General features: G+C 72.2%; 25 protein-coding genes. 9 read left to right on the forward strand and 16 right to left on the reverse strand.

Features of this window, described 5'->3' with window-relative positions; translation table 11 throughout:
• Positions 1-9: 9 nt before the first annotated feature.
• The gene (locus tag ACX27O_RS29575; protein WP_030337700.1) at positions 10-519 is read right to left on the reverse strand and encodes a nuclear transport factor 2 family protein; all 510 of its coding nucleotides are present in this window, start codon (positions 517-519) and stop codon (positions 10-12) included.
• A 181-nt stretch (positions 520-700) separates the two neighbouring features.
• Positions 701-2,326 carry a glycosyl hydrolase family 18 protein gene (locus ACX27O_RS29580; protein WP_030337701.1) on the reverse strand — a complete coding sequence of 542 codons (1,626 nt, stop codon included), beginning with the start codon at positions 2,324-2,326 and terminating at the stop codon, positions 701-703.
• A 167-nt stretch (positions 2,327-2,493) separates the two neighbouring features.
• Here ACX27O_RS29580 and ACX27O_RS29585 point away from each other — a divergent pair, with 167 nt between their 5' ends.
• The gene (locus ACX27O_RS29585; protein ID WP_458940433.1) at positions 2,494-2,985 is read left to right on the forward strand and encodes a glutathione peroxidase; all 492 of its coding nucleotides are present in this window, start codon (positions 2,494-2,496) and stop codon (positions 2,983-2,985) included.
• A gap of 378 nt (positions 2,986-3,363) precedes the next feature.
• Positions 3,364-4,038, forward strand: coding sequence for an NADPH-dependent F420 reductase (locus ACX27O_RS29590; RefSeq protein ID WP_030337703.1), 675 nt, complete (start codon positions 3,364-3,366; stop codon positions 4,036-4,038).
• 28 nt (positions 4,039-4,066) lie between these two features.
• Here ACX27O_RS29590 and ACX27O_RS29595 read toward each other — a convergent pair whose 3' ends face one another.
• Positions 4,067-5,668 carry a glycosyltransferase 87 family protein gene (locus ACX27O_RS29595; protein WP_167337354.1) on the reverse strand — a complete coding sequence of 534 codons (1,602 nt, stop codon included), beginning with the start codon at positions 5,666-5,668 and terminating at the stop codon, positions 4,067-4,069.
• A gap of 124 nt (positions 5,669-5,792) precedes the next feature.
• Here ACX27O_RS29595 and ACX27O_RS29600 point away from each other — a divergent pair, with 124 nt between their 5' ends.
• Together ACX27O_RS29600 and ACX27O_RS29605 are read left to right on the forward strand one after the other, a co-directional pair.
• Positions 5,793-6,659, forward strand: a complete 867-nt coding sequence (locus ACX27O_RS29600; RefSeq protein ID WP_030337705.1) for a DUF4397 domain-containing protein — start codon at positions 5,793-5,795, stop codon at positions 6,657-6,659.
• Entirely contained in the window at positions 6,656-7,330 is a 675-nt protein-coding gene (locus tag ACX27O_RS29605) for a class F sortase (RefSeq protein ID WP_458940434.1), read from the forward strand. Before ACX27O_RS29600 ends, ACX27O_RS29605 begins: the two co-directional genes overlap by 4 nt.
• A gap of 213 nt (positions 7,331-7,543) precedes the next feature.
• On the opposite strand, the gene ACX27O_RS29610 is transcribed toward ACX27O_RS29605, so the two are convergent.
• From ACX27O_RS29610 to ACX27O_RS29630, 5 genes are all read right to left on the reverse strand, one after another.
• On the reverse strand, positions 7,544-7,894 hold the full coding sequence (locus ACX27O_RS29610) for a DUF2203 domain-containing protein (protein ID WP_036412622.1): 351 nt from the start codon (positions 7,892-7,894) through the stop codon (positions 7,544-7,546).
• Positions 7,895-7,963: 69 nt separating this feature from the next.
• Positions 7,964-8,782: a pyrroline-5-carboxylate reductase gene (gene proC, locus ACX27O_RS29615; protein ID WP_030337752.1), complete on the reverse strand. Its 819-nt coding sequence runs from the start codon at positions 8,780-8,782 to the stop codon at positions 7,964-7,966.
• A gap of 71 nt (positions 8,783-8,853) precedes the next feature.
• Entirely contained in the window at positions 8,854-9,882 is a 1,029-nt protein-coding gene (locus tag ACX27O_RS29620; protein WP_210866831.1) for a 6-phosphofructokinase, read from the reverse strand.
• 162 nt (positions 9,883-10,044) lie between these two features.
• On the reverse strand, positions 10,045-10,548 hold the full coding sequence (locus ACX27O_RS29625; RefSeq protein WP_458940435.1) for a pyridoxamine 5'-phosphate oxidase family protein: 504 nt from the start codon (positions 10,546-10,548) through the stop codon (positions 10,045-10,047).
• Positions 10,549-10,626: 78 nt separating this feature from the next.
• Entirely contained in the window at positions 10,627-11,124 is a 498-nt protein-coding gene (locus tag ACX27O_RS29630) for a polyadenylate-specific 3'-exoribonuclease AS (RefSeq protein ID WP_030337709.1), read from the reverse strand.
• A 259-nt stretch (positions 11,125-11,383) separates the two neighbouring features.
• Here ACX27O_RS29630 and ACX27O_RS29635 point away from each other — a divergent pair, with 259 nt between their 5' ends.
• Positions 11,384-12,076, forward strand: a complete 693-nt coding sequence (locus ACX27O_RS29635; protein ID WP_030337710.1) for a Crp/Fnr family transcriptional regulator — start codon at positions 11,384-11,386, stop codon at positions 12,074-12,076.
• 76 nt (positions 12,077-12,152) lie between these two features.
• Here the strand turns inward: ACX27O_RS29635 and ACX27O_RS29640 are convergent, their stop codons facing one another.
• On the reverse strand, positions 12,153-12,410 hold the full coding sequence (locus ACX27O_RS29640) for a hypothetical protein (RefSeq protein ID WP_081884176.1): 258 nt from the start codon (positions 12,408-12,410) through the stop codon (positions 12,153-12,155).
• Between the two features lie 61 nt (positions 12,411-12,471).
• On the opposite strand from ACX27O_RS29640, the gene ACX27O_RS29645 reads away from it, so the two are divergent.
• Positions 12,472-16,020, forward strand: coding sequence for an adenylate/guanylate cyclase domain-containing protein (locus tag ACX27O_RS29645; RefSeq protein ID WP_247681181.1), 3,549 nt, complete (start codon positions 12,472-12,474; stop codon positions 16,018-16,020).
• Positions 16,021-16,037: 17 nt separating this feature from the next.
• Here the strand turns inward: ACX27O_RS29645 and ACX27O_RS29650 are convergent, their stop codons facing one another.
• The gene (locus tag ACX27O_RS29650) at positions 16,038-16,730 is read right to left on the reverse strand and encodes a lysophospholipid acyltransferase family protein (protein ID WP_030337712.1); all 693 of its coding nucleotides are present in this window, start codon (positions 16,728-16,730) and stop codon (positions 16,038-16,040) included.
• Between the two features lie 325 nt (positions 16,731-17,055).
• On the opposite strand from ACX27O_RS29650, the gene ACX27O_RS29655 reads away from it, so the two are divergent.
• Both ACX27O_RS29655 and ACX27O_RS29660 read left to right on the forward strand, forming a co-directional pair.
• A complete protein-coding gene (locus ACX27O_RS29655) occupies positions 17,056-17,907 on the forward strand; it encodes a DUF308 domain-containing protein (protein WP_458940436.1) in 852 nt (283 codons plus the stop codon).
• 158 nt (positions 17,908-18,065) lie between these two features.
• Positions 18,066-19,562 carry an alpha,alpha-trehalose-phosphate synthase (UDP-forming) gene (locus tag ACX27O_RS29660; protein WP_458940437.1) on the forward strand — a complete coding sequence of 499 codons (1,497 nt, stop codon included), beginning with the start codon at positions 18,066-18,068 and terminating at the stop codon, positions 19,560-19,562.
• Positions 19,563-19,581: 19 nt separating this feature from the next.
• Here the strand turns inward: ACX27O_RS29660 and ACX27O_RS29665 are convergent, their stop codons facing one another.
• The 6 genes from ACX27O_RS29665 to ACX27O_RS29690 form a co-directional block, all read right to left on the reverse strand.
• Complete coding sequence (locus ACX27O_RS29665; protein WP_030337715.1) at positions 19,582-20,376, reverse strand: alpha/beta hydrolase; 795 nt, start codon at positions 20,374-20,376, stop codon at positions 19,582-19,584.
• 55 nt (positions 20,377-20,431) lie between these two features.
• The gene (locus ACX27O_RS29670; RefSeq protein ID WP_030337716.1) at positions 20,432-21,838 is read right to left on the reverse strand and encodes a flavin-containing monooxygenase; all 1,407 of its coding nucleotides are present in this window, start codon (positions 21,836-21,838) and stop codon (positions 20,432-20,434) included.
• A gap of 117 nt (positions 21,839-21,955) precedes the next feature.
• Entirely contained in the window at positions 21,956-22,648 is a 693-nt protein-coding gene (locus ACX27O_RS29675) for an endonuclease/exonuclease/phosphatase family protein (RefSeq protein ID WP_458940438.1), read from the reverse strand.
• A gap of 11 nt (positions 22,649-22,659) precedes the next feature.
• Positions 22,660-23,607, reverse strand: coding sequence for an ROK family glucokinase (locus ACX27O_RS29680; protein ID WP_030337718.1), 948 nt, complete (start codon positions 23,605-23,607; stop codon positions 22,660-22,662).
• Between the two features lie 77 nt (positions 23,608-23,684).
• The gene (locus ACX27O_RS29685) at positions 23,685-24,377 is read right to left on the reverse strand and encodes a hypothetical protein (RefSeq protein WP_030337719.1); all 693 of its coding nucleotides are present in this window, start codon (positions 24,375-24,377) and stop codon (positions 23,685-23,687) included.
• Positions 24,378-24,408: 31 nt separating this feature from the next.
• Positions 24,409-24,864 (reverse strand): SRPBCC family protein, encoded by a 456-nt coding sequence (locus tag ACX27O_RS29690; protein WP_030337720.1) that lies wholly within the window; start codon positions 24,862-24,864, stop codon positions 24,409-24,411.
• A 118-nt stretch (positions 24,865-24,982) separates the two neighbouring features.
• Here ACX27O_RS29690 and ACX27O_RS29695 point away from each other — a divergent pair, with 118 nt between their 5' ends.
• Positions 24,983-26,797, forward strand: a complete 1,815-nt coding sequence (locus ACX27O_RS29695) for an AMP-dependent synthetase/ligase (RefSeq protein WP_387221976.1) — start codon at positions 24,983-24,985, stop codon at positions 26,795-26,797.
• The last annotated feature ends 1 nt before the right edge of the window (position 26,798 follow it).

Genomic DNA, 26,798 nt, shown 5'->3' on the forward strand with positions numbered 1-26,798 from the left:
GGGCGCTGGTCAGGACGCGGGGGTAAGGGGAGCCTTCGCCGGCGGCGCGCTGTCGGCCGGGGCACCCGGTGCCTCACCGGCGATGCACCAGTCGCTGCCGTCGCGGGTGACGGTGAACACCAACGGCCGGACAACGGTGCGCTTACCGGCGGTGACCGAGACCGAGACGCTGACCTCCTGCCCGAGCGGGCCGGACCGGATGTCGGTGATGGCCGCCTCGGGCACCTGGAAGTGGTCGGCGAAGTCACCGTTGGGGCCGGTAGCGCCCAGGTCGAAGCCGTCGTGCAGCAGCGCGCAGAGCTGGCTGCGGCCGGCGGCGACGTCCTTGGCCGCCATCGCGTCGAGGTACGCCTGCACGCGCTCGCGGGAGCGGGTGGTGGCCTCCTCGGCGGGCGCTCGGGCCGGCTTGGCGGCGGACTCGTCCTCGTCCCCGCCGCCGATCCCGCAGCCGACCAGGGCGACCGGCAGCAGCATCAGCCCGGCGGCGGTCGCCGCCAGCCCGCGGTGGGTCGAGCGCATGATCACCTCCGTCGACGCTGAGATCGAGACGTGCCGAGCCGCGAGTCTGCCACATCCAGCTGATCGAACCCAACGGTGGCGGCCCGGTCGACGCTGGGCGTCGACCGGGCCGCTGTGTCACGGGCGGGAAGGGACGGTGCGGGTCCCTTCCCGCCGTGTGGGTGGTGCGCCGGCCTTCGGCTCAGCCGAGGCCGCCCTTGATGGCGCCGATGAGCTCGCCGTTGCTCGTGTCACCGGAGAGTTCCCAGAAGAACGCGCCACCGAGGCCCTGGTTGTTCGCGTACGTCATCTTGCCGTTGATGGTCGACGGGGTGTCGTAGCTCCACCAGTTGCTGCCGCACTTGGCGTACGCGGTGCCGGCGATCGTGCCGGTGGCCGGGCAGGTGTTCTTGAGGACCTTGTAGTCCTCGATGCCCGCCTCGTAGGTGCCCGGTGCCGCGCCGGTGGCGCTGCCGCCCGGCGCCGCCTGGGTGACACCGGTCCAGCCCCGCCCGTAGAAGCCGATGCCGAGCAGCAGCTTGCTGGCCGGGACGCCCTTGCTCTTGAGCTTCTGGATCGCCGCGTCGGAGTTGAAGCCCTGCTGCGGGATGCCGGTGTACGAGGTCAGCGGCGAATGCGGCGCCGTCGGCCCCTGGGCGTTGAACGCCCCGAAGTAGTCGTACGTCATCGGCATCAGCCAGTTGAGGTTGCCGATGGCGCCGGCGTAGTCGGTGGCGTCGATCTTGCCGCCGTTGCTGCCGTCCGCGGTGATGGCGGCGGTGACCAGGGCGTTGGAGCCGAACTTCGACCGCAGCGCGCTGATCACGTTCTTGAAGGCGTTCGGGCCGCTGGTGTCACAGCTCAGACCGCAGGCGTTGGGGTACTCCCAGTCGACGTCGATGCCGTCGAAGACGTCCGCCCAGCGCGGGTCCTCGACCAGGTTGTAGCAGCTCTCGGCGAAGGCGGCCGGGTTCTGCGCGGCCTGCGTGAAGCCGCCGGACCAGGTCCAGCCACCGAACGACCAGATCACCTTCAGGTGCGGGTTCAGCTGCTTGAGCTTGCGCAGCTGGTTGAAGCTGCCCCGCAGCGGCTGGTCCCAGGTGTCGGCGACGCCGTCGACGCTGTCCGCCGCCGTGTACGCCTTCTCGTAGTCGGCGTAGCTGTCACCGATCGAGCAGCGACCGCCGGTGGTGTTGCCGAAGGCGTACAGGATGTGGGTCAGCTTGGCGGCCGAGCCGCTGGTCTGGATGTTCTTGACGTGGTAGTTGCGGGCGTACACGCCCCACTCGGCGAAGTAGCCGACGACCTTCTTGCCACCGGTGTTCGGCGGCGGCGTGGTCGGCGGTGGCGTGGTGGGTGGCGGGGTGGTCGGTGGCGTCGTGGTCGGTGGGGTGGTGGTCGGCGGGGTCGTGGTGGGCGGGGTCGTTCCGCCGCCGCACGCGGCACCGTTGATGGTGCAGTTCAGCGGTGCCTTGTAGGCGCCGCTGCCGTTGTAGCCCCAACTGAACGAGGCGCCGGGGGCGAGGCCGCCGGCCCAGCTCTTCTTGACCGCGACGTAGTGGTTGCCGCTGCTGGTGACGTCGGCGTCCCACGCGCTGCTGATGGTGGTGCCCGACGGCAGGTCGAACTCAATGCGCCAGGTGGTGACGGTGGCACTGGACCCGTTGGTGACGGTCACCCTCGTCTCGTGACCGGTCCCCCAGTCCTGCGCCTTGGTGAAGGTGGTGGTGACCGTGCCGGCGCCGAACGCGGTGGTCACCGGCACCGCTGCGACGGTCACGGCGACCACGGCACCGGCCCAGAGGGCTCGGCGGAGCGATCTTTTCATGCGGCGTCTCCCGAACTGTTAGGAAACTTTCCAAAAGAGATGGTGAGACGGTACTCACGCCGTCATCAGTTCGTCAAGATGTGCATGTTTCGATTTCTCCTGGTGCACGGAGTGCACACGCTGCGCCCATACCCGGCCGACGCCCGGCCCGCGAGTAGCCTCGGTCCATGACCGTCTTCGACATCCCGATCGACGCCCTCAACGGCGGCCCCGCCGACCTGGCCCGCCACCGCGGCAAGACGTTGCTGGTCGTCAACGTGGCCTCCCGCTGCGGCCTCACCCCGCAGTACGCCGGCCTCCAGAAGCTCGCCGACTCCTACGCCGACCGGGGCCTGGTGGTGCTCGGCGTGCCGTGCAACCAGTTCGCCGGGCAGGAGCCGGGCAGCGCCGCCGAGATCAGCGACTTCTGCCAGGTCAACTACGGGGTCACCTTCCCGTTGACCGAGAAGGTCGACGTCAACGGCCCCGACCGGCACCCGCTCTACGCCGCGTTGGTGCAGACTCCGGACGCCGACGGGCACACCGGTGACGTGCGGTGGAACTTCGAGAAGTTCCTGGTGGCCCCGGACGGCTCGGTCGCCGCCCGCTTCGCACCCACCGTCGAGCCCGGCTCGGACGAGCTACGCACCGCCATCGAGAAGACCCTCCCTACCTCCTGACACCCCAGGGCGCCGCGCGTGCCGCCCTGATCACGCTCGAACATGGATGTAGTGGTCTCCCGGCTTCCGGACGCCACTACATCCCGGATCGAGCACGATCTTGCGCCCGAGGGCGGCCGGGCCGACACCGCACGGCGGCCGGCACGAACCGCTGGCCACCGGAGAGTGGCACGTCACCGGAGAGCCGGTCGGCGACCAGCGTGAGCAGTACGTTGTCCAGGACGGGTGCGGCGCCACCAGGCACCCGCCGGGAAGGCGAGGTCGCGAGCAGCCCCCGCCGGGTGAGCGAGTCCGTGGGCAGCCGCCCGCCGGGGTGACCGGAATAACCCACCAGGCTGGTCGGGAATGCGTCGCGGGTGGACGGAGTTGGGAACGAGCATGACAACTGTGGGACTGATCGGCAGTGGCAACATCGGCGGCACCGTGGCCCGGCTTGCCGTCGACGCCGGCTACGACGTGGTGCTGAGCAACTCGCGCGGCCCGGAGACCCTCACCGACCTGGTCGAGGCCCTGGGCGGGCACGCCAGCGCCGGCACCGCGCAGGACGCAGCACAGGTGGGTGACCTGGTGGTGGTCAGCGTGCCGCTGAAGGCGTACCGCGCGGTGCCCGTGGAGCCACTGGCCGGCAAGGTCGTCATCGACACCAACAACTACTACCCGCAGCGCGACGGGGCCTTCCCGGAGCTGGACTCCGGCGAGATCACCAGCAGTGAGCTGCTGCAGCGGCACCTGCCGCAGTCGCGGGTGGTCAAGGTCTTCAACAACATCTACTTCAAGGGCCTGGCCGCGCTCTCCCGGCCGTCCGGTGCGGCCGACCGCAGCGCCCTCGCGATCGCCGGTGACGACGCCGACGCGAAGGCCGAGGTGACCGCCTTCCTGGACCGGATCGGGTACGACGCGGTCGACGTCGGCCCGCTGGCCGAGGGGTGGCGCTACCAGCCGGACACTCCGGCGTACGGCACGCTCTACTCCGCCAGCCCTACCGACTGGGAGCACCCGGCCACCGGCGACGCCGCGAAGCTGCGCGCCGCCCTGGCCGCCGCCACCCGCTGACCAACCGCCGCCGCCCTCCCGCGACCGCCTACCGGCTCCTCGCGCGGAGGGCGGCGGCGAGTTCGTCGTCGTAGCTGGCGATCGGCCGCCCGTCCGCGTCGTACGCGACGAGCCGGCCCTGCGCCATGCTGGCCGAGCGGAACGAGAACGTCCGGCTCCCCGGGTACGCGTCGAGCAGCGGAATGACCCGAGGTGGCCCACCCGGGGCGGAGAAGTATTCCAGCCTGGTCACCTGCGGGGAGACCACCCCGTTGACCCGCACCTTGGTCCTCTCGGCCCGGGTGCCGAAGGTGACCGGCGCGTCCGTGCCGTAGGCGGCGCACTCGACCGGGCCCCGGCAGACGAAGAAGTACCGCGGGTTGACCACGTCGTCGAGGGCGTACGCCTTGAAGGTCGGGTCGGCACCGGCGGGCAATGGTTGTACCGCGAAGAACGCGACAGCCACGGTGGCCGTCACGCCCACCCGCAACCAGCCCCGTCGGCCCGCCGGTCGCCGGTGCGGGCGGGCGGCGGCGACCGCGACGCCACCGAAGCCGACCAGGCACAGCAGGAGCACCCCGATCGCGCGGGCGTTCTCGAAAAGGAACTGCACCCCCGGCCGCGTCGACACCGGACTGAGCACCGCGCCCAACGAGACGACCATGGCGGCCAGCAGCGCTCCCCCGGCCGCCCGCTGGGTGACGCCGGACGCACCGATCAGCAGCATCGCCGCGAGCACCGGCCACACCTGGTGGTGGGTCCAGGACACCGGGGACGCGGCGACGGTGGCGCAGCCGACCAGCACCGCCGCGTGCCCGCTGCGGCCCTGTCGCGTCAACTGTCGCGCCCGCAGCAGGGCCGCCACGCAGACGAACGCCACCAGGGTGGCCCAGAGCACTGGCAACGCCGCCTCGTCCACGCCGACGCGCAGCAGCATGCCATGCAGGGACTGGTTACCCAGTGACGCCAGGTTGCCGATCCGTGAGGTCTGCCGGACGGCCTCGGTCCAGTACGTCCAACTCTCGCCGGGCAGCACGATCCCGGCGAGCCCCGCGCAGGCCAGGAATGTCGCCACGGCGCGGCCCGCGTCGCGGTAGCGGCCGGTGGCGAGGAAGTAGACGACGAACAGCAACGGGGTCAGCTTGATCGCCGAGGCGACCCCGACCAGCACCCCGCGCAGCCGGGGCGGGACCAGGCCCACCCCGTCGAGCAGGGCCATCAGCACGATGAAGATGCTGACCTGACCGAAGCGCAGATTGCTCTGCACCGGTGCGGAGAGCATCAGCACCGTGGCCGCCACCGCCACCACGAGCGGTCGCCGGGACTGCCGGGTGGTCAGCGCGACACCGACCGTCCCGGCGATGGCGACGACCGCCGCGCACGTCGCCACCAACCAGATTCCCCGCAGGACGCCCTCCGGCACGGCGGTGATCGGCCCCAGCACGAGGGCGGCGAACGGCGGATAGGTGAACGGACCGCCGTTGGCCGCCACGAAGCCGTACAGCGGCCGACCGGCGTGCAGGTCGGCCAGCGCGCCGTAGTAGATGTGCAGGTCGGAGAGGCGATCCGGACGGCGCAGAACGAGCACACAGGACACCAGCGCGACGACGACGAAGGCCACCCACGCCAGCGCCACCCGGCGATCCCGCATCGACCGAGAATAAACGGGACGGCACCAAGAAACACCCGCTGGGGCAACTTGCGCCGTAGTCCCGTTCACGGGACCCTGTTCTCTGGGTTGCCAACCGCTCACCGAACGTGCCCCCGGAGGCGACATGCACATGCCCCGTACCCTCCCCCGCCGACTGCTGGCCGGCACCGGCGTGCTCCTGCTCGGCACCGCCCTCGCTGCCGCCGGCGTCGGTGTTCCGGCCGTCGCCGCGACGGGCGCGGACACCGTCGGATACGTCCGGCTCGCCCACCTCTCCCCCGACACCCCGGCCGTCGACGTCTACCTGGCCGCACCGGGCACCGCGAAGCCGCGGGTCTTCCCGGGGGTCGGCTACGGCGTGGTCTCCGACTACCTCGAACTCGCGCCCGGCCGGTACGCGGTGGCGATGCGCGAGGCCGGCGCTCCCGCCAGCGATCCCCCGGTGCTCACCACCGAGGTCGCGGTGACCAGTGGCGACGCGTTCACGGTGGCCGGTGTCGGGCGGCACGCCGACCTCGGCCTGCGGGTGCTCACCGACGACCTCAGCGCCCCCAGCGACGGGCGTGCCAAGGTGCGGGTCGTGCAGGCGTCGGTGCGGACCCCGATCCTCGACGTGGCCGCCTCCGACGGCCCGAAGATCGCCGACGGGGTGCAGTTCGCCACCACCACCGACTACCAGCAGGTCGAGCCGGGCAGATGGCGGCTGAAGCTGACCGGTGCCGGTGGTCCGAGCACCGACGCCGAGGTGCGGCTCACCGGCGGCGCTGTCTACTCGCTGCTGGTGCTCGACGCGAAGCAGGGCGGGCTGACCGCCGAGCTGCGCCGCGACGCCGAGGGCGGCACCGTCGTCCCGGCCGGTGGGGTGGACACCGGCGCCGGGGGCACCGCCCGCACCGGGCTCGACGCGTACCCCCTGGTGGCCGGCGGCCTGGCCGCGGTGGCCGGGGTGGTCGCGTTGCTGCTCTGGCGTCGGCGGCGCAGCACCTGGTGAGCGCCGGGCCGGGCCCGTCGATCCGGCGGCACCGTGACCGTCGGGTGCCGCTGGCCGCGCTGGTCGCGGCCGGCGCGGCGGTCTGCCTCGCCGCGAGCACCGGGGTCGGGCTGGCCACCACCGACCCGCCGCCGGTCGCGACCTGGCACCCCGGCTGCGGCGACGGCTGTCCGTCGGTGGCCGCCGCGCCCACGCCACACGGTCCACCCACGCGGGTACGCGTACCGCACATCGGTGTCGACTCACCGCTCACGGTGCTGGGCCTGGACGGCGCGGGCGCGCTGATCCCGCCGACCGACTTCGACACCGCCGGCTGGTACGGCGGCGGCCCGGCTCCCGGCGACACCGGCCCGGCCGTACTCGCCGGGCATCTGGACTCCCGACGCGGGCCGGCGGTCTTCGCCCGGCTCGGTGAGCTGCGGCCCGGCGACCTGGTGGAGGTGTGGCGCGGCGGGCAGCGGTTGCCGTTCCGGGTGACCGGGTCGTTGCGTACCCGTAAGGACCAGTTTCCGACGGCAGTGGTCTACGGGCCGACGCCCGGGGCGGAGCTGCGCCTGGTCACCTGCGGGGGCGACTTCGACCAGCGGCGCGGGCACTACGTCGACAACGTGGTGGTGTTCGCGGTGACCGAGGCCGCAGGCCCGGTCCTGCCGACGTCGGCGGCGGGTTGAGCCGCGCACCCGGCCGGCATGGGCCCGCGCCGCGAGGTCCCGGCCCGCCGCGTGATCAACTCGGGTTCAAGGAAGTCGCGGTGTCCGGCGTGCCCGGATGCCGCGACTTTCAGGAGCCCGAGTGGATCAAGCCTTCAACCCGGCGGCCTCGCTCCGCCTCGGCGCGGATCAGCACGGCAGGCCGCGCGGGCCCCGGCGCCAGGGCCGGGGGTGTCAGAGGGGGCGGCGGCCGGCGAAGCCGCACTCGGCCCGGTGATACCAGCGCACGTCGGAGTCGCCCTCCAACCAGCACCAGAGCACGGCCCGGCCGGCCCGCTCGCCGGGGAAGTCGAGCAGCACCGGGGCGATGCCCTTGACCTGGATGTCGTGCTGGTGCAGCTCGTCGACGACGGCGTGCAGCCGGGCCTCCAGCGCCTTCACCTCGGCCAGCCCGCCGAGCGCGCTCACGCCGTGGTCGGCCAGGTCGGCGCGCAGCTCGGCCAGGTCAGCCCGCACCCGGATCAACTCGTCGACGCGGGGTTGCAGAGTGGCCACCAGGTGCCGGGCCTGGGCAAGTGTGAACACCCGGCCAGTATGCGGCACGCACGGCCCCGCGACGTGCCCGCAACCGCTGGGCGTGACGCGTCCGGACGGTCAGTCGGCCTGTGCCGCCAGTTCGCGCGCCCGATCCCGGGCGGCCTCCAGCGCGGCGAGCAGCGCCGCGCGTACGCCGTGCTTCTCCAGCTCGCGGATGGCGGAGATGGTGGTGCCGGCCGGCGAGGTGACCGCCTCGCGCAGCTTGACCGGGTGCTCACCGGAGTCACGCAGCATCACCGCCGACCCGATCGCGGTCTGCACGATCAACTCGTGTGCCACCTGGCGGGGCAGCCCGAGCAGGATTCCCGCGTCGATCATGGCTTCGACCAGCAGGTAGAAGTAGGCCGGGCCGGAGCCGGAGAGCGCGGTGACCGCGTCCTGCTGCGACTCGGGCACCCGGATCGTCTGGCCGAGCGGCTTGAACATCTCCTCGGCCAACGTCAGGTGCGCCCCGGTGGCGTACGCACCGGCGGAGATCGCGGTCATCGCCTCGTCGACAAGCGCCGGGGTGTTGGTCATCACCCGCACCACCGGGGTGCCGTCGGGCAGCCGGCGGCTGAAGAAGCTGGTGGGAAGGCCGGCGCAGAGCGAGATGACGAGCTTGTCGGCCGGCACCTTGGGGCCGATCTCGTCGAGCAGCGCGGCGGCGTCCTGGGGCTTCACCGAGATCGCGAGCACCGCCGCCTCGTCCACGGCGGTCAGGTTGTCGACCACCCGTACGCCGTAACGGGCTGTCAACTCCTCGGCCCGAGCGGGCCGGCGGGCGGTGGCCAGCAGCCGGTCCACCGGCCATCCCGAGCGCAGCAGCCCGGAGAGCATCAGCTCACCGATCTTGCCCGCGCCGATCACCGCGACCGTGTGCACTCCGGCGGACATGTCGGCCGTACCCCCTCGCGTCGGGTCGCGGCGTGGCGGGCCCGCGGGCCCGCCACGCCGTCGACGATCGATCAGCTGCCGAAGAAGACCTCGGCCTCGGCGTACCGCTCCAGCGGCACGGTCTTCAGCTCGCGGGTCGCGTCGGCCAGCGGCACCCGGACGATGTCGGTGCTCTGCATCGCGACCATCTTGCCCCAGTCGCCGTCGTTGACGGCGTCGATGGCCTGCAGGCCCAGGCGGGTGGCGAGCACCCGGTCGAAGGCGGTCGGGGTGCCACCGCGCTGGATGTGACCCAGCACCACGGTGCGGGCCTCCTTGCCGGTCTTGGCCTCCAGCTGCTCGGCGAGCCACTGGCCGATGCCGCCGAGGCGGACGTGGCCGAAGGAGTCGAGCTCCTGGTTGGCGAGCACCATCTGGCCGTCCAGCGGCTGGGCGCCCTCGGCGACCACGACGATCGGGGCGTACTGGTGCTGGAAGCGCTTCTCGACGTAGCCGGCCACCTGGTCGACGTCGAACTGGCGCTCGGGCAGCAGGATCACGTTGGCGCCGCCGGCCAGGCCGGCGTGCAGGGCGATCCAGCCGGCGTGGCGGCCCATCACCTCGACGACCAGGGTGCGGTGGTGGCTCTCCGCGGTGGTGTGCAGCCGGTCGATGGCCTCCATCGCGATGTTGACAGCGGTGTCGAAGCCGAAGGTGTAGTCGGTGGCGCCGAGGTCGTTGTCGATCGTCTTCGGCACGCCGACGACGTGCACGCCCAGCTCGTAGAGCTTGGTGGCCACGCCGAGGGTGTCCTCGCCGCCGATCGCGATCAGCGCGTCCACGCCCTGGGCGGCGAGGTTGTCCTTGATCCGCTCGACGCCGTTCTCGATCTTGAACGGGTTGGTACGGGACGAGCCGAGGATGGTGCCGCCGCGGGGCAGGATGCCGCGGACGTCGGCGATGTCCAGCGGCCGGGACAGACCCTCCAGCGGGCCCTTCCAGCCGTCCCGGAAGCCCACGAACTCGTGACCGTAAGTGGCGACGCCCTTGCGGACCACCGCCCGGATGACCGCGTTGAGACCGGGGCAGTCGCCGCCGCCGGTGAGCACGCCGATACGCATGATCCGCTCATCCTCCTGGAGCATCAGGTAAAGCCCGATTTGCCCCAGGATATGTGTCAGGTCAGACCATCGGCGCCGTTGCCGGCCCGGGGCGGGCCGTCACTGCGCACTGTAGTCGGCCCGCCGGTACGACGACAGCGCGCCCCGGCCACCCACCCCCGGTCAGTAGGTCACCTCGTGGTTCTCGCCGAGCTCCGGTGGCCGGCCGGTGACGGCGGACTTCGCGTAGCCGAGCAGGTTCACCACGGTGCTGCTCGGCGAGTCCCAGTACTCGGCGGAGCTGGCGTGCACCTTGATCAACGTCAGCCCTGGGGTGTCCAGCCCATCCGGGAACCACACCTTGAGCAGCGGGTTCCACAGCTGCTCGGCGCGGGCCCGGTCGAACCCCTCGGTGGCGGTGCCGGAGATCGACACCCAGGCGTTGTGCTTCTGGTCAGAGAAGGCGATGTTGACCTCCGGGTTCACCCGGATCTGGCGGACCTTGGCCGAGTCGGCAGAGGCGAAGAACCACAACTCACCGTCGAACTCGGCCTCCTGGAGCCCCATCGGCCGGCTCATTTGCCGCCCGTCCAGAGCGGTGGTGGTCAACATGCAGATCCGCGCGGCACGGGCCAGGCCGGTGACCCGGGCGCGCGCCTCCGCGGCGCTGGTCGGCTGGTCGCTCATGGCAATCTCCCTCGGCTCGGCTGGTCGAACCGTTGCCCGGGACAGAACCGGTCAAACCTAACGGCGGCGTGGCCACCACTAGCGGGCGGTCATCGCCCGCCAGCGGGCCAGATTGTGCCGGGCATCGACCAGAGCATCGTGCCGGGCCGCGTCCGCGTCCGGCAGGGGCGGCCTACCCCGGTCGTCCCAGAGCTGCCGCAGCTCCTTGGTGTAGCGGGGAATCTCCCGGGGCAGGGCCGGCATCGCACCCCAGAGCTGGGCGAGCACCACGTGGTCGTACGCGGCGAACCAGGCCCACAACTCCAGCTGCTCCCCCGGCCGGTCCCGGATCGGCTCGATGAGGAAGTCGTACAGGTCGTCGCGGATGCGCTCGCGCGAGCGCCAGGCCCGGTCCGCCGGGGATGGCAGCTTGTCCAGCACGTTGCGGCGGACCCAGGGCACGGCGCGGGAGTCGTCGAACTCGGTGGAGACCGCGTAGAACTCGCGGCCGTACTCGTCGACGACACCGATCGAGACGAGGTCGACCGTCGTGCCGTCCTCGATGAACTCGCAGTCGTAGAAGTAGCGGTAGACCATTCCGGGCATCTTCGCCCACCGCCGCTTCATCGTCCCCGGCGGGGCCCACCCCGCGCCCCGGCGACACCTTGTGAGTGGCGCGTCGCAGCTCGTGACGGTCACGGAAGTGCTTCGAGGGGTGTACAGCAAGCGACCGGACCGTCATGATCTGATGTGTACCGCTACCGGACGCCGAATCGGTGTCAGTTCACCTTGTCGGGGCCCATCAGGTTCGCCCGGTGAGCGAGTTGTGGTCCATGACCGGGGGAGGGGTTGGGCCGTGGAGGTTCGCCTGCCAGAGCCGGGTGACGCGCTCACGGGTGTGGAGATGTTCGCTGGGCTGGAGCCCGAGGTGCGGCAGCGCGTCATCGCCGCCGCTGTTCCACGTACCTATCGCAAGGGCCAACTGCTCTTCGTGGAGAACGACCCCGGCGAGTCACTGATAGTGCTGCGCCGTGGCGCGGTGGCCGTGTTTCGGACCGCGCCCACCGGCGAGCGGGCCGTGCTGTCGGTTATCCGTCCGCCGGACGTGCTCGGCGAAGTCTCCCTGCTCGACGCGTCCACCCGGTCCGCCTCGGCGGAGGCCATCGAGGACTGCGCGGCGCTCGCGCTGTCGCGGGGCGCGTTCATGGAGTTGGTGCACTCCAACCCCCGCATCCTGGACGCGGTGATGCGCTCACTGGGCGGGTTGATCCGCCGGCTCACCGAGCAGAACGCCGACCACGTCTTCCTCGACCTGCCCGGTCGGGTGGCGAAGACGCTGGTCCGGCTGGCCGGCGAGAGCCAGGCACCGATGATCACGATCGAGCTCAATCAGAGCCAGCTGGCCGAGATGGCCGGTGGTTCCCGGCAGAGCGTCAACCAGGCGATCGGCTCGTTCGCGAGTCGCGGCTGGCTGCGTACCGAGGGTCGTCGGATCGTGGTGACCGACGTGGCCGCGCTGCGTCGGCGCGCCGGCATGAACGACCGCTAATCGGTCGGCCGGCACCGGGCGGCTGCACGACGGGTGCGGCCGGCGGACCGAGGGCCCACCGACCGCACCCGGGCGATCAGTTCTCCGTGCTGTCGGCCGGCGGCGCGCCCGGCCCCGGACCGATCTTCTTCGGATCGGTCGGCTTACCAGCCGTGGACGTGCTCGACGAGGTGGTCGTGGTCTCCCCCGACCCGCCCGACTGACCCTCAGGCTCTTCCACCATGCCCTGCTCCTCCAGTTCGGCGAGAGTGACAGCATCGACGTCGATCGTGTCGCCCGGAGCCCACTGTGTGCCACCCGGATCGGTCCACGAGGCGGACAATCGTACTTGCACGGCACTCTCCCTGACATGAAACTTCCTGGTACGGAACACTAACCCCGGCCGATCGACGACGTTGCCCGTCCACCCGTCGGTTACCCGACTGGCGGGTCAGCCGCGATACTGGCCCCTCTCGCCCACGGAGCTGAACATCGACCTCAAGTGTGGACACTGCGCCCGCGCGGCCGGGCCGGACGACCGCTTCTGCGGCGGCTGTGGCCAGCCGCTCGGCGTCAACTGTGCGCACTGCGGGCACGCCAACAGCACCGAGGTCAACTTCTGCACCAGCTGCGGTCAGCCGCTGCGCGACCACGTCGTCGTGGTGCAGGAGGACCGGCGTCAGGTCAGCGTCCTCTTCGTCGACATAGTGGACTTCACCAGGTACGCGGAGCAGGCCGACCCGGAGCAGGCCCGCAGTCTGCAGCAGACCTACTTCGCCACGGTGCGCCGGATCGTGCACCAGTACGGCGGGGTGGTCGAGAAGTACATCGGTGACGCAGCGATGGCGCTGTTCGGCGCGCCGGTGGCCACCGACAACGACGCGTTGCGGTGTGTGCGCGCCGGCCTGGAGCTGCAGCGGAGCCTGGCCCGACAGCCCGCCGGTCCGCAGCCGCCGCTGGGCTTCCGGGTCGGCATCGCGACAGGCGAGGCCCTGGTCGACCTCTCCGCCACCCGCGACGGTGGGCAGGCGTTCGTCACCGGAGACGTGGTCAACACGGCCTCCCGCCTGCAGGGGTTCGCCCCACCGGGCGGTGTCGTCGTCGACGAGAGCACCTGGTCGGCCACCCGGCACGAGATGGAGTACGCCGACCAGCCACCGGTCACCCTGCGCGGCCGGTCCGCGGTGAGCCGGATCTGGCTGGCCGTCCAGGTCCGACCGCACCGGGACCCGCGCGGCGCCGAGCTGACCCCGATGGTGGACCGGGAGCACGAGCGCGGCCTGCTGGTCAACGCGCTGCACCGGATGGTGACCGAGCGGACCTCCCAGTTGGTGACGGTGTTCGGCCCGGCCGGTGTGGGCAAGAGCCGGCTGCTGCGCGAGCTGGCCCGCAACGCCGGCAGCATGCCCGGCCCACCGGTCACCTGGCTCGTCGGGCAGTGCCCGCCGTTCGGCGAGAACGTCACCTGGGCCGCACTGTCGGACATCGTGAAGACCTGGGTGGGCGTGCCGGAGGTCGACGACCCGGCCGCGCTGCGCGAGCGGCTGCGGGCCCGGCTGGCGCAGCTCGCCGACCCGCACGCGACCCGGCTGGCCGAGGCGCTCGGGCCGCTGATCGGCGTACCCGGCGAGCGGCTCACCCCCGGCGAGACCGAGGCGGCCTGGCGGCGCTTCCTGCTCGCCCTGGCCGCCACCGGTCCGACCGTGCTCGCCTTCGAGGACATGCACTGGGCGGACCAGGCGATGCTCGCCTTCGTCGAGCAACTCGGCGCGACGGCGCGCGGCATACCGCTGCTGGTCGTCGCGACCGCCCGCCCGGAACTGCGGGAACGGCACCCGGCCTGGACCGGCACGATCAGTGGCGCGATGTCCATCTCGGTGCCGCCGATGCACGACACCGACATCGACACGCTCTACTCGCTGCTTCTCGGGCAGTCGACGCTGCCCTCCGCCTCGCGTACCCCGCTGATCGAGTTCGCCGACGGCAACCCGCTCTACGCCCAGGAGTACGCCCGGATGCTGCTGGATGGTGGCCTGCTCGACGGCGTCGACTCGGTCGCCCGCCCCGACCTCGACGGCGGCCCGGAGATGCCCCGCACCGTGCAGGCGGTCATCGCGAACCGGCTGGACCTGCTGGACCCGGCCGACCGGGCGGTGCTCCAGGCCGCCGCCGTGGTCGGCGTGGTGTTCTGGGCCGCGCCGGTGGCGATGGCGCTGGGGCGGCCGGTGGAGTGGGTCGAGCGCGCGCTGGACCGCCTGCAACGTCGCGACCTGGTGTACGAGCAGAGCACGTCGACGATGCCCGGTCAGCCCGAGTACCGGTTCCGGCACATCCTGGTGCGCGACGTCTGCTACCAGCGGCTACCCCGGGCCGAACGGGTGCTGCGTCACCAACGCACCGCCGACTGGATGGCGCAGCTCACCGACGGCCGCCAGTACGACCTGGCCGAGGTGCTGGCCCACCATCGCTGGGCGGCACACGAGATCGCCCGCACCGTCGGGCTGGACACCGCCCCCTACGCCCCGCCGGCTCGGGCCGCGCTGCACCGGGCGGCCCGCCGGGCGTACGAGCTGCACGCGCTGGACACCGCCGCCGCGCTGGTCAGCCGCGCGCTGGCCCTCGACGTCGGGCCGGACCCGGCGTTGGAGCTGTTCGACGCGGAGCTGGCGTTCTATCGGGACGGGGACGCCTTCCTGGTGGCGGGGGGCACGGACACCCTCAGCCGGCTGGCCGAGCGGCTCACCGCCGGCGGCGACCGGACGGGGGCGGCGCGCGCCTGGACGCTGCTGGCCACCGCCGCGTGGAGCCGGGCCGACCGTTCGGCGACGTTGCACTGCCTGGACCAGGCGATCGGGATCTACAGCGACCTGCCGGACAGTCAGGAGAAGGCGGGCGCCCTGCTGGAGCTGGCCCGGGTGCACATGCTGAACGCGGAGACCGAGCCGGCGTGCGCGGCGGCGCGGGCGGCAGCAGCCCTCGCCGAGCGGCTGGAGCTGCGCGAGGTCCAGGCCAACGCCCGGATCACCCTGGCCGTGGCGCGCTACCTGGCCGGCTCCGCCTCGGCGTTCCCGGAGCTGGCGGAGGTGACCGAGCACTGCCGGGTGGAGCGGCTGACCAGTCGACGGCGGGCGGTGCAGAACCTGGCCTGGGCGTTGCAGGAGGAGGGCGACCTGGCCGGCTCGGCCCGGTTGGTCGACGAGCAGCTCACCCTCGACCTGGGCGGCGAGCACAGCCTGGCCACCAGCTTCGCCGACCAGTGGGCGCGGTCGTACTACGCGGGTGACTGGACGGCGGCGCTGGCGATGGCCGCGGAGTCGACCCGACGACCGACCGCGGAGTGGGATCTGCACATCGTGGCGGTCTCGGGTTGGATGCGCGGGCTGGCCGGCGCCGAGCTGGACGAGACCGCGGGACCGGACGGACCGGGTGGGGACCTGGTCGAGCAGGCGCTGGTGGCGGCGCGGCGCAGCGGATTCCACCGGGTGCTGCGCTCCACCCTGGCGCACGCCGCGTTGTGCCGGGCGGTGCAGGGCCGCCGCGACGAGGCGATGGCGCTGCTCACCGAACTGGACGAGGACTGGCGGCGGACTCGGATGATTCCGTTCGCGGAGTGGGTGCCGACGGTCGGTCACGTCGCCGGAGTGCTCGGCGCGGACGCGGCCCGGCTGGTCCGGCAGCTGCTCGACCGGGCGCCCCGGATGACCCCGTGGGCGCACGCCGCCGGTCAGGTCGCCGACGCCACGCTGGCCCGGCACGTCGGGGACGCCCCGACCGCGGCGAGCCTGCTGCGGTCGGCGGCGGGGAGCTACGCCCGGATGACCGACGTGACCGACGAGGTCATCACACTGGCGCTGGCGATCGGCCCGCTGGCCGAGACCGACCCGCCCGCCGCCGCGGCGACCCGGGCCCGTCTGCACGACTTCGCCACCCGCCACCGCGCCCCCCACCTGCTCCAGCTGCCCTGACCGTCGACGGGCGGTGGCTAGGCGGCCAGCGGCGCCGGGATGGGTTCCTTGAGCTTCTGGGCGTAGATGTCGACGTACTCCCGGCCGGAGAGCTCCATCAACTCGTACATGATCTCGTCGGTGACCGCGCGCTCGACGAACCGGTCGCCGGCCAGCCCGGCGTAGCGGGAGAAGTCCAGCGGCGCCCCGAACCGGATCCGCACCCGGTCGATCTTGGGGATGAGCTTGCCCGGCGGTTGGATCTCGTCGGCGTTGAGCATCGCCACCGGCACCACCACCGCGCCGCTCTCCAGGGCGAGCCGGGCCACCCCGGTCTTGCCCCGGTAGAGCCGCCCGTCCGGGGAGCGGGTGCCCTCCGGGTAGATGCCGGCCACTCCCCCGGCCCGCAGCACCTGCAACTGGGTGTCCAGGGCGGCGCGGGCGGCCCGGCCGCCGGAGCGGTCCACCGGGATCGTGCCGGTGCCGACGAAGAACATCTTGGTCAGCCAGCCCTTGATGCCCTTGCCGGTGAAGTATTCGGCCTTGGCGACGAAGGTGACCTTCCGGGCGGTGATCAGCGGTGTGAAGATCGAGTCGGAGAAGGAGAGGTGGTTGCTCGCCAGGATCACCGGGCCGGTCGCCGGCACGTTGTGCAGGCCCTCCACCTGCGGGCGGAAGATCAGCTTGAGCAGCGGACCGAGGATGACGTACTTCAGCAGCCAGTAGAGCACCGGCGTCCTTTCCCGTGGTGTGCCCGCGACAGCGCCAGCCGTCGTCGCCGCCGAGCCTACGAAGCGAGCGCTCCCACCACAACGGACGGCGCTGCGGGGCTGCGGCATCGAGCTATGCCACGATCACCGAGATCGCACTTGTCGCGCAAGAACGGACAAAGGAGCCCTGCCGCGACCTGCGGGAGGAGCCGTGACTTTGGAAGACGCGACACAACGCACTCCCGGAACCATGCCCTGACGTGTCACGATTCAGAGCACGGCGTACGGACGGGCGTCGAAGGGCAGCGGTGGCCGCGCCGGAAGGCGCGTTAAGGGGGATGTCCGGGTGTCAGCGGGTGGGGCCCGCCGGGGACGGCGGGACAACGGGCTCGACGCGAACGAGTACGCCGTCGTCGGCGACGTCGATCCGCGCGTCGGCGAGCACCTGCTCGACGTGCTGGCCGCCGGTGGGATCGCCGCCTACCTCCAGCCCTCCGCCGACCTCAACCCGGTCACCCGCACCACCACCGTGCCGGCCCGACCGGTCGACCGGCTCTACGTCGACCGGTCGCACCTGACCACCGCACGGGACTACCTGACCCAACTCGCCGACGAGACCGCCGTGGAGCAGCCGCCGGCCCGCGACGAACCGGACATCGACGCCGAGTGGGCGCGGATCGTGGAGGGCTTCCACACCACCTCCGCACCCGGTGACCCCCCGTGGCCCGCCTCCGAGGACGTGGACGAACGGGACACCCGGGACGAGTCGACCCCCGGGTCGTTGACCCGCTCCAGCACCGACGAGCCCGGTCCGACCGCCACCGACGTTCGCCGGCTCCCGTCCGCCACCGACATCTCCGGGATCTCCGTGGGGCGCGGCACCCGACCGGACGAACCCTCGCTGCTGGACGGGCTGGACACCTTCGGTGCCGACCTGCCCGACGACGATGACGACGAGGGCTACCACCCGCCGCCACCGCCCCCACTGCCACGGGTCAGCAAGTACGCGGTGATCGGCGTGCTCGGGGTGGTCGTCGGTTTCGTGCTGTTCCTCTTCCCGTGGCTGCTCCCGATCGACCGCTCGGCGGTCACGCTGTTCGGGTTCACCGGCATCCTGGCCGGTTTCGTCACGTTGGTCTGGCGGCTGCGCCCCGGCGACGAGGACGACGACGACCCGGACAACGGCGCCGTCGTCTGACGTCGGCCCGCATCCCGGGACAGCAGCGCCCCGCCGGTGGCGTAACAGTGGTGTAACTTACTGTCAGTAGGAATACCGCTGTACGTCACTTCCCCCGCTGACTGACCGGTTTTCCCTTGCTCGCGGCGGTCAGTCCTCTGCTGATCGGAATGCCCGAGATGCGACAGAGTTCTCTCGTGGTGGTCGCCAACCGCCTCCCCATCGATGACAATCAGGCGCCCGACGGCGCCTGCGAGTGGCGGCGCAGCCCCGGCGGGCTGGTCAGCGCACTGCACCCGCTCCTGCGGCACACCCCGGCGACCTGGGTCGGCTGGGCCGGTGGCACCGGGCCTGCCCCCGCACTGCCCGACGTCGACGGCGTGCGGATGCACACCGTCGCGCTCAGCCCGGAAGACCTGCGCGACCACTACGAGGGGTTCGCCAACGCCACCCTCTGGCCGCTCTACCACGACTCGGTCGAGCAGCCGCAGCACCACCGTCGGTGGTGGGAGGCGTACCAGCGGGTCAACCAGCGCTTCGCCGAGGCGACAGCGGAGGTGGCCGAGCAGGGCGCGGTGATCTGGGTGCAGGATTACCACCTGCAACTGGTCCCCGGTCAGTTGCGCGCGCTCCGCCCCGACCTGCGCATCGGGTTCTTCCTGCACGTGCCGTTCCCGCCGCCGGAGCTTTTCATGCAACTGCCCCGTCGGGCCGAACTGCTGCGCGGCATGCTCGGCGCCGACCTGGTCGGCTTCCAGCGCGTGCAGGCGGCGCACAACTTCGCCCAACTGGTGACCCGGGTGCTGGAACTGCCCGCCACCGACCGGCGGATCGGCATCGACGACCGGGTCGTCCGCATCGGCGCGTTCCCGGTCTCCATCGACACCGCCGAGATGGCCGCGCTGGCCGACCGGCCGGACGTGGCCGCGCGGGCCCACCGGCTCCGACAGGACCTCGGCGATCCCCGGCAGGTCATCCTCAGCGTCGACCGGATGGACTACACCAAGGGCATCGAGCAGCGTCTCAAGGCGTACAGCGAGTTGCTCGCCAGCGGCGACGTCAAGGTCCGCGACACGGTGCTCGTGCAGGTCGCCATGCCGAGCCGGGAACGCGTCGGCCAGTACCAGATCCTGCGCGAACGCATCGAGCGCGAGGTCGGCCGGATCAACGGCGAGTTCGGCCGGGTCGGCGAGCCGGCGATCCACTACCTCACCCAGCCCTTCGACCGCGCCGAGCTCGCCGCGCTCTACCGGGTCGCCGACGTGATGGCGGTGACCCCGCTGCGCGACGGAATGAACCTGGTCGCCAAGGAGTACGTGGCCGCACGGGTCGACGACACCGGCGCCCTGCTGCTCAGCGAGTTCGCCGGCACCGCCGCCGAGCTGTCCCAGGCGTACCTCGTCAACCCGCACGACCTGGAAGGGCTCAAGCAGGGCCTGCGGGCGGCACTGCGGGCCAGCCCGGCCGACACCACTCAGCGGATGCGCGCCATGCGCGCCCACCTGCACCAGCACGACATCCGGGCCTGGGCCCGCTCCTACCTGCGCGCCCTCGACGAGGGCGGCGCCCTGATCAGCCGCCTGACCAGCACCGAAACCGGCTCCGAGGGCACCGCGCGGGTGCCCCGGCCGGTCGCCCCGACCGGCAGCCCGGCCGTCCACCAGGGCGGCACCTGAGCACTGTCGGCCCGGCTGCTCAATGCGCCGCGGGCTCCTTCTCCAACCAGTCCAGGATCGCGTCGATCGGCTCCGCCCACCGCACGTCCACCATCAGGTCGTGGCCCATCCCGGGAAAGAGCAACGGGGCCGACCCGTACCGCCGGGCCACCCGGGTCAACGTCGACGCCGGCACCACCCGGTCGTCCGGGCTGCCCAGCACCAGCACCGGGGGCGCGCCCACGGCCGGCTCCGCCTCCGGCGCGCCCAGCAGCGCCCACTGCGCCCGCCGACCCGCCCGACCGAGGCGTCCGACGTAGCGCCGGGCCTCCTCGTCGGGCAACTCACTACTGAACAACTGCCGCCGGTTGAGCCGCAACGGCCCGCCGAACACCGCCGGCAGCGTCCCCGCGGGGTTGCGGCGCAACGCCGCGCCCAGCAGACCCCAGCCGCCGAAGACCGGCGCCACCAGCACCGCGCCCCGCGCCGGGTAGCGGGCCAACGCGTGCGCCACCACCAGGGCCCCGGCGCCGTGCCCCACCAGCACCGCCTGCCGCGGCAGGCTCGCCGCCACCTGGACCACATCGTGGGCGTACGCCCGCAGCGTCGCCTCCGGCGCCGGCTCGCTGCCACCGTGCCCCCGCAGGCTCACCGCGTACGCCGGGAACCCCCGCGACGCGGCGTGACCCAACCAGTGCTCGGCGAACGCCCACGCGCCGTGCCCGAACCCGGGCACGAAGAGCAGCGGCGGACGCCCCTCCTCCAGCTCGGGGATCGCGCTGAGCACCTCCCGCCGGGCCGGCCGGACCGGGCGCGACCACTCCCGGCCGCGCATGATCCGCAGCTCGCTCACTGGTCTGCCTTTCGTTCGCGACGATGCGGCTGGGCGCTCACTTGCCCTCCAGCTCGGTCAGGGCGCGTTGGACGGCGCGCAGGTAGTCGGCGTGCCCGACCTCGAACCAGTGCCGGCTGCTCTCCTTGACCGGCCCGGAGTACCGCTCCCCGGCCCGCTCCCGCACCCGGGACGCGAACGCCGCGGCGCGTTCCGGCCGGTCCCGACGGGCCCGCAGCAGCCGGGCGAAGAGCACCGTCTGCCAGTGCGACAGGGTGAACAGCCCGGAGTCCGGTTGCAGCAGCCCGGCGACCGCCAGGGTGGGATGCCCCGGGGTGAACGCGTTGAGCCACAACGTGGGCCGACCCGCGCCCGCGCTGTCACCGAACACCGACGCGTCGAGGAACTCGAAGCGCGGGAGGTAACCGGTGGCGAAGACGACCACCTCGGGGTCGATCTCGCGGCCGTCGGCCAGCTCCACCGCGTACGGGTGGAACCGGGCGACGTCCGGCACCGGACCGATCCCGCCGTGGCCCACGTAGTAGACGAGCTGGCTGTTCGCGATCGGGTGCGTCTCGTACACCCGGTGGTCGGGCTTGGGCAGCCCGAAGCGGGTCAGGTCACCGACGGTCAGCCGCAGCGTCCAGTGGTAGAGCCACTGCCGTACCCGCAGCGGCACCCGCAGCGCCAACAGGGTGTCGTTGACCTGGTCGGCGGGGCGACCGAGGACGTACTTCGGCGCGTACCAGTAGCCGCGCCGGGTGGAGTGCCAGCAGCGCGACGCCTGCTGGGCGGCCTCGACGGCGATGTCGCAGCCGGTGTTGCCGGCGCCGACCACCAGCACCCGTTTGCCGCGCAGCTGCGCCGGGTCCTTGTAGGACGAGGCGTGCATGACCTCGCCACGGAACTGTTCCAGGCCCTCGTAGCGGGGCAGCTTCGGCGACCAGTTGTGGCCGTTGGCGATCACCACGGCGGCGTACCGCGCGGTGCGCTCCGGGCCGTACCCGCCGGTGGAGCGGGTGGTCACGTCCCACCGATCCCCCTCGACGGGCTGGACCCGGATCACCTCGGTGCCGAACCAGATGTGCGAGCGCAGGTCGAAGTGGTCGGCGTACCGCTCGAAGTACGACAGCACCTGACCGTGGTGCGGATAGTCCGGCCAGGAGTCCGGCATCGGGAAGTCGGGGAACTGGGTGAACGGCTTCGACGAGATCAGGTGGGTGCTGGCGTACACCGGGCTGCGGTCGTGCCGCCAGTTCCAGGCGCCGCCGACGCCCGTCTCCCGTTCGTAGCAGTCCACACCGAACCCGTGCTCGCGCAGGTTCTTGATGGCGGTCAGCCCGCTGGCCCCGGCCCCGATGACGCAGACCGTGTCGCCCCGGTCGGAGACCGGGCGGCCGTCGCTGTTCGCCGCGGGCGAGGTCGCCTCCGGGTCGGGCCGGCCGTGGTCGGTGGAGGTGGACACCGGGGACATCTCCTTTTGGTACGGCAGGCGTGCCGGTCGCCGCGAAATCCTCTCCACAACGGGGCCGGATGTCCAGTCCTGGAGCGGACGCGTCGACGCGCGGGCCGGGGTCGGAGGTCAGTCGGTGGTGGGCAGGAGCAGGTCGACCAGGACCGGGAAGTGGTCGCTGGCCCGCCGGGTCTGCGGGGTGTCCACCACGTCGTAGTCGACAACGGTGATCCGTGGGTCGACGAAGAGCGCGTCGATGCGCCGGCGCGGGTCGGCGCACGAGTAGGTGAGCCGTTCGGCCCGGTCGGCCGCCACCGCGGCGTCGGTCAACCCGCGCGACACGGTGGCCCAAGCGGGCCCGTCTGGACCCTCGTTGAGGTCCGCGCCGGCCAGCACCGGGCTGGTCGCCGCGTCCAGGCCACGCTTGAACTCGGCGGCCTGGGAGGGCCGCTCGGCCGGGTCGGTGGACAGATGCGAGCCGGCGACGGTGAACTCAGCGTCGCCGACCCTGCAGTCGGCGTACGCGGCGCCGCGCAGGTGCCGGCCGGGGGTCAGCGGGAAGCGCTGGCAGCGGGTGCCGCGCACCTGCACCCGCAGGCTGGTCAGCAGCAGGTTGCCCAGGGCGGGCAGCCCACCGGCGGCCACCACCAGACCGAACGACTCGGCCAACGTGGCGGACTTCTGCCGCCACCGGAACCGGCGCGGCCCCTCCTGCACGATCACCACGTCCGGCTTCGCGGCCCGGACCACCGCCGCCAGCGCGGCGGTGTCGTCGCGCTGGCTGTGGATGTTGTACGACACCACGCGCAGCGGCACACCCATCCCGACCCGCCTCAGATCCGGCGGGCCAGGTCAGCCGCGCCGATCACCCCGGCGCTGTTGCCCAGCTCCGCCGGGAGCACCTCGGCCACCGGCAGCCGACCGCGCTGGGCGAGCGCGTCGAGGTACGAGCGGCGGGTGGGCCCGAGCAGCAGGTCGCCGGCGTCGATCACGCCGCCGCCGACGACAAGGGTCTGCGGGTCGAGGATCTGCGCCATGTCGGCGAGGCTGGTGCCCAGCCACCGGCCGATCTGGGCGAACGCCTCGGCGGAGACCGGGTCGCCGCCCTGGGCGGCGGTGGTCACCATCGGGCCGGTGATCGCCTCGGCCTCGCCGCCGGCCAGCTCCAGCAGGGCGGTGGCCCGGTTGGGCTCCTGCCGGGCGCCGGCCCGGGCGAACCGGACCAGGGCGCTGCCGCTGGCGTACTGCTCGATGCAGCCCAGCCGGCCGCAACCACACTGGTGCCCGTCCGGTACGGCCAGCATGTGGCCCAGCTCCGCGGCGATGCCGTGCGCGCCGCGCATCAGATCGCCGCCGAGGACGATGCCGCCGCCCACACCGGTGCCGATGGTGAACATGATCATCGAGTCGTCGGCGTCGCGGGCCGCGCCGTAGCGGAACTCGGCCCACGCGGCGACGTTCCCGTCGTTTTCCACGATCACGGGCAGACCGACGGCCTCGCTGACGTACTCGCGCAGCGGTTCGTCACGCCAGGCCAGGTTGGGGGCGAAGAGCACCGTCGAACGGCCGGCGTCGATCCAACCGGCCGCGCCGATGCCGACGGCCTCGATGCTCCGCCCGGTGGCCAGCTCGGCGACCAGCTCGATGATGACGTCGCGGGTCTTGGCGACGTCATCGGCGGGAGTGTCCCGTCGGGTCTGCACGAGCACCTGGCCGGTGTCGTCCACGACACCGCCGGCCACCTTCGTGCCACCGACGTCGACTCCGATGGTCAGCGTCACCGCTGCCGCCCCCCTCTGCTGTGCTGTCCGGCCCAGGTTCCGGCCCAGTGCCGGTCCGGGTCGGAAATGTCCCGCGCTCAGGCGCCGTCGCCCGATGCTTCCGCGTCGGCGTCATCGGGCACCCGCGAGGCGGGCACCACGGGACGGGTGGTCGGTGCCGGTACGGTCGCCGACCCGGCCTCGTCGACGGGTGGTACGGCGGCCGGGGCGAGTGGGTCCGCCGTCCGGGTGGCGACCGACCAGACATCCCGCTCCGGCGCCGGCTGAGAATCATGCCCGGTACGGGTGGCATCGCGCCACACGTGGTCGTCGCCGGTCGCCGGGGACGGGGTGCTCGGGGCTGGCTCGGCGGGCACGTCGTCGGTGGTCGCGGCAGGTGCCGGCGACGGCGCGGCCGTCGGTTCGGCGGAGCTCGGTTCGGACGGTTCCGCCGGGGAGAACGCGCGGAGCAGGCTGGCCACGCCCGCGGCGAGGTCACCGGCGCCGGTGGCGAGGCGTTCGGCGAATTCCGGACTCGGGTCCCGCAACGCGGCGATGCCCCGACAGACCGGGCAGACGCAGCATTCGGCCGAACCGGTGGCGAAAGCACCACCGGTGCCGGAGCGCCCGTCGGGCCCCGCACTGTGACCGAGGACACCGGACACCATCGCACCCAGCGAGCCGAACGCGCCGCCCGCCGAGCTGGCGGAGGCCAGCCGCGCCCCCGCCAGCAGGGTGGCGACCAGCCGCTCCGCCTCTTCCCGGGCCGAACCCGGATCCGTTCCGCCCACCGTCGGCTCCTCTACCGTGCCACCGGACACGTCACTGCGCCGCGCCGGTTGCTTCTACCCGGCGCTTGAGCTGCTTCAACGCGGTGTCCATGATCATCTTTTCGGCTTTGCGCCGAAACATCCCGAGCATTCCGACCGACAGCTCGACCTCCAGCGTGTAGGTCACAGTGGTGCTGCCGTCCGGGTTACCCACCAGGTCGTACGAACCGTGCTGGGCCTTCTGCATCTTCGAGGGGGCGACCAGGTGCCACTCGATCCGGGACAGATCCTCGGCGTACTCGTAGGCGAGCACGTATTCGTCGGCCATCACCCCGGCGTCGATGGTGAAATGCACCTGACTGGCGTACCCGTCCTCGTACTCCTCGACGACCTCGGCGCGACGCACCGCGTCGGTCCACTCCGGGTAGCGCGCGAAGTCGCAAATGACCGCCGTCACCCGATCCGGTGCGGCGCCGATGATGATCGACTGGGTGGAGGAGTCCGCCATGTGGGGAGGCTACCCGCCTCCTGCCTGTGCCACCGCGACCGCCCGCCGGGTAGGTTTCGACACAACCGACGCCCCGGGCGACGACCAGCCCGACCAGTGCGAGCACGAAGGAGTGCAGGTGCGCGAGTTTTCCGTCCCGCCGATCGTCACCGTTGGCGACGCGGCCAACCTCACCGATCCGGTCTGGGACAACGCCGAAGTCGCGCCCGACACCGTCCAGTTCGCCCGCCCGGTCCCGAGCGCCGAAGGCACGGTCACCGCCTGGACCGAGGTGACCTGCCTCCAGTTCCGTGACGAGGTCACCGCCGTGGCCCGCGGGCTGATCGCCGCCGGCATCGAGCCAGGTGTCCGGGTCGGGCTGATGAGCCGCACCCGCTACGAGTGGACCCTGCTGGACTACGCCATCTGGGCCGTCGGCGCGGTGACCGTGCCGATCTACGAGACGTCCAGCGCCGAGCAGGCCGCGTGGATCCTCGAGGACTCCAACGCGGTCGCCGTCGTGGTCGAGACCGAGGCGCACGCCGCCCTGGTCGCCGGGGTCCGGCACCGGCTGCCCGAGCTGGGCCAGGTCTGGCAGATCGATACCGGCGGGGTCGACGAGCTGGTCACCACCGGTGCCGCCGTCGAGCTGGCCGAGGTGGAGCGGCGGCGCAAGGCCGTGCGCGCCGACGACCTGGCGACGATCATCTACACCAGCGGCACCACCGGCCGCCCCAAGGGCTGCGTGCTCAGCCACCGCAACATGTACGCCGACATCGCCAACGCGGTGCCGGTGCTGCCGAACCTGTTCAACACCGGCGCGAGCACCCTGCTCTTCCTTCCGCTGGCGCACGCGTTCGCCCGCCTCATCCAGATCGGCGTCGTGCAGGCGCGGGCCACCATGGCGCACTGCGCCGACACCAAGAACCTGGTCGCCGAGCTGCAGGCGTTCCGGCCGACCTTCGTGCTCTCCGTACCCCGGGTGTTCGAGAAGGTCTACAACGCCGCCAAGCAGAAGGCCGAGGCGGACGGCAAGGGCGGCATCTTCGCCCGCGCCGAGCAGGTCGCCATCGCGTACAGCGAGGCGCTGGAGACCCCGGGCGGACCGGGCCTGGCGCTGCGCGCCCAGCACGTGGTCTTCGACCGGCTGGTCTACCGCAAGCTGCGCGCCGCGCTCGGCGGACGGTGCCGGGACGCGATCTCCGGCGGCGCGCCACTCGGCGCCCGGCTCGGTCACTTCTTCCGCGGCATCGGCGTGACGGTCCTGGAGGGCTACGGCCTCACCGAGACCTCGCCCGCCGCCGCCGCGAACCTGCCCACCGGCACCCGGATCGGCACCGTCGGCCGCCCCCTGCCCGGCGTGACAGTGCGGATCGAGGACGACGGCGAGATCCTGATCTCCGGCGAGTTGATCTTCCAGGGCTACTGGCGCAACGAGACGGCGACCGCCGAGACGATCAGTGCCGACGGCTGGTTCCGCACCGGCGACCTCGGCCAGCTCGACTCCGACGGCTACCTGAGCATCACCGGCCGCAAGAAGGAGCTGATCGTCACCGCCGGCGGCAAGAACGTCGCCCCGGCGGTGCTGGAGGACCTGGTCCGGGCACACCCGTTGATCAGCCAGTGTGTCGTGGTCGGCGACGGGAAGCCGTTCATCGCGGCGCTCGTCACCATCGACGAGGAGGCGCTGCCGGCCTGGCTGGAGAGCACCGGGCTGCCCCGCGAAACCCCCGTCGAACAGCTGCGCGAGCACGAGGGGCTCCGCAAGGAGATCCAGACCGCGATCGACGTCGCCAACCAGGCCGTGTCGAAGGCCGAAGCGATCAAGGTGTTCCGGGTCCTGCCCCAGGACTTCACCGAGACGACCGGCGAGCTGACCCCGTCGCTCAAGGTCAAGCGCCAGGTTGTCCACAAGACGTACGCGGCGGAGATCGCCGATATCTACCGAGGCTGAC

This window comes from Micromonospora sp. SD19 (assembly GCF_054462275.1).

Coding starts and splice junctions, on each gene's coding strand:
- ACX27O_RS29575 (WP_030337700.1), bottom strand. CDS start 519: ATGCGCTCGACCCACCGCGGGCTGGCGGCGACCGCCGCCGGGCTGATG.
- ACX27O_RS29580 (WP_030337701.1), bottom strand. CDS start 2,326: ATGAAAAGATCGCTCCGCCGAGCCCTCTGGGCCGGTGCCGTGGTCGCC.
- ACX27O_RS29585 (WP_458940433.1), top strand. CDS start 2,494: ATGACCGTCTTCGACATCCCGATCGACGCCCTCAACGGCGGCCCCGCC.
- ACX27O_RS29590 (WP_030337703.1), top strand. CDS start 3,364: ATGACAACTGTGGGACTGATCGGCAGTGGCAACATCGGCGGCACCGTG.
- ACX27O_RS29595 (WP_167337354.1), bottom strand. CDS start 5,668: ATGCGGGATCGCCGGGTGGCGCTGGCGTGGGTGGCCTTCGTCGTCGTC.
- ACX27O_RS29600 (WP_030337705.1), top strand. CDS start 5,793: ATGCACATGCCCCGTACCCTCCCCCGCCGACTGCTGGCCGGCACCGGC.
- proC (WP_030337752.1), bottom strand. CDS start 8,782: ATGTCCGCCGGAGTGCACACGGTCGCGGTGATCGGCGCGGGCAAGATC.
- ACX27O_RS29620 (WP_210866831.1), bottom strand. CDS start 9,882: ATGCGTATCGGCGTGCTCACCGGCGGCGGCGACTGCCCCGGTCTCAAC.
- ACX27O_RS29625 (WP_458940435.1), bottom strand. CDS start 10,548: ATGAGCGACCAGCCGACCAGCGCCGCGGAGGCGCGCGCCCGGGTCACC.
- ACX27O_RS29630 (WP_030337709.1), bottom strand. CDS start 11,124: ATGGTCTACCGCTACTTCTACGACTGCGAGTTCATCGAGGACGGCACG.
- ACX27O_RS29660 (WP_458940437.1), top strand. CDS start 18,066: ATGCGACAGAGTTCTCTCGTGGTGGTCGCCAACCGCCTCCCCATCGAT.
- ACX27O_RS29665 (WP_030337715.1), bottom strand. CDS start 20,376: ATGCGCGGCCGGGAGTGGTCGCGCCCGGTCCGGCCGGCCCGGCGGGAG.
- ACX27O_RS29675 (WP_458940438.1), bottom strand. CDS start 22,648: ATGGGTGTGCCGCTGCGCGTGGTGTCGTACAACATCCACAGCCAGCGC.
- ACX27O_RS29690 (WP_030337720.1), bottom strand. CDS start 24,864: ATGGCGGACTCCTCCACCCAGTCGATCATCATCGGCGCCGCACCGGAT.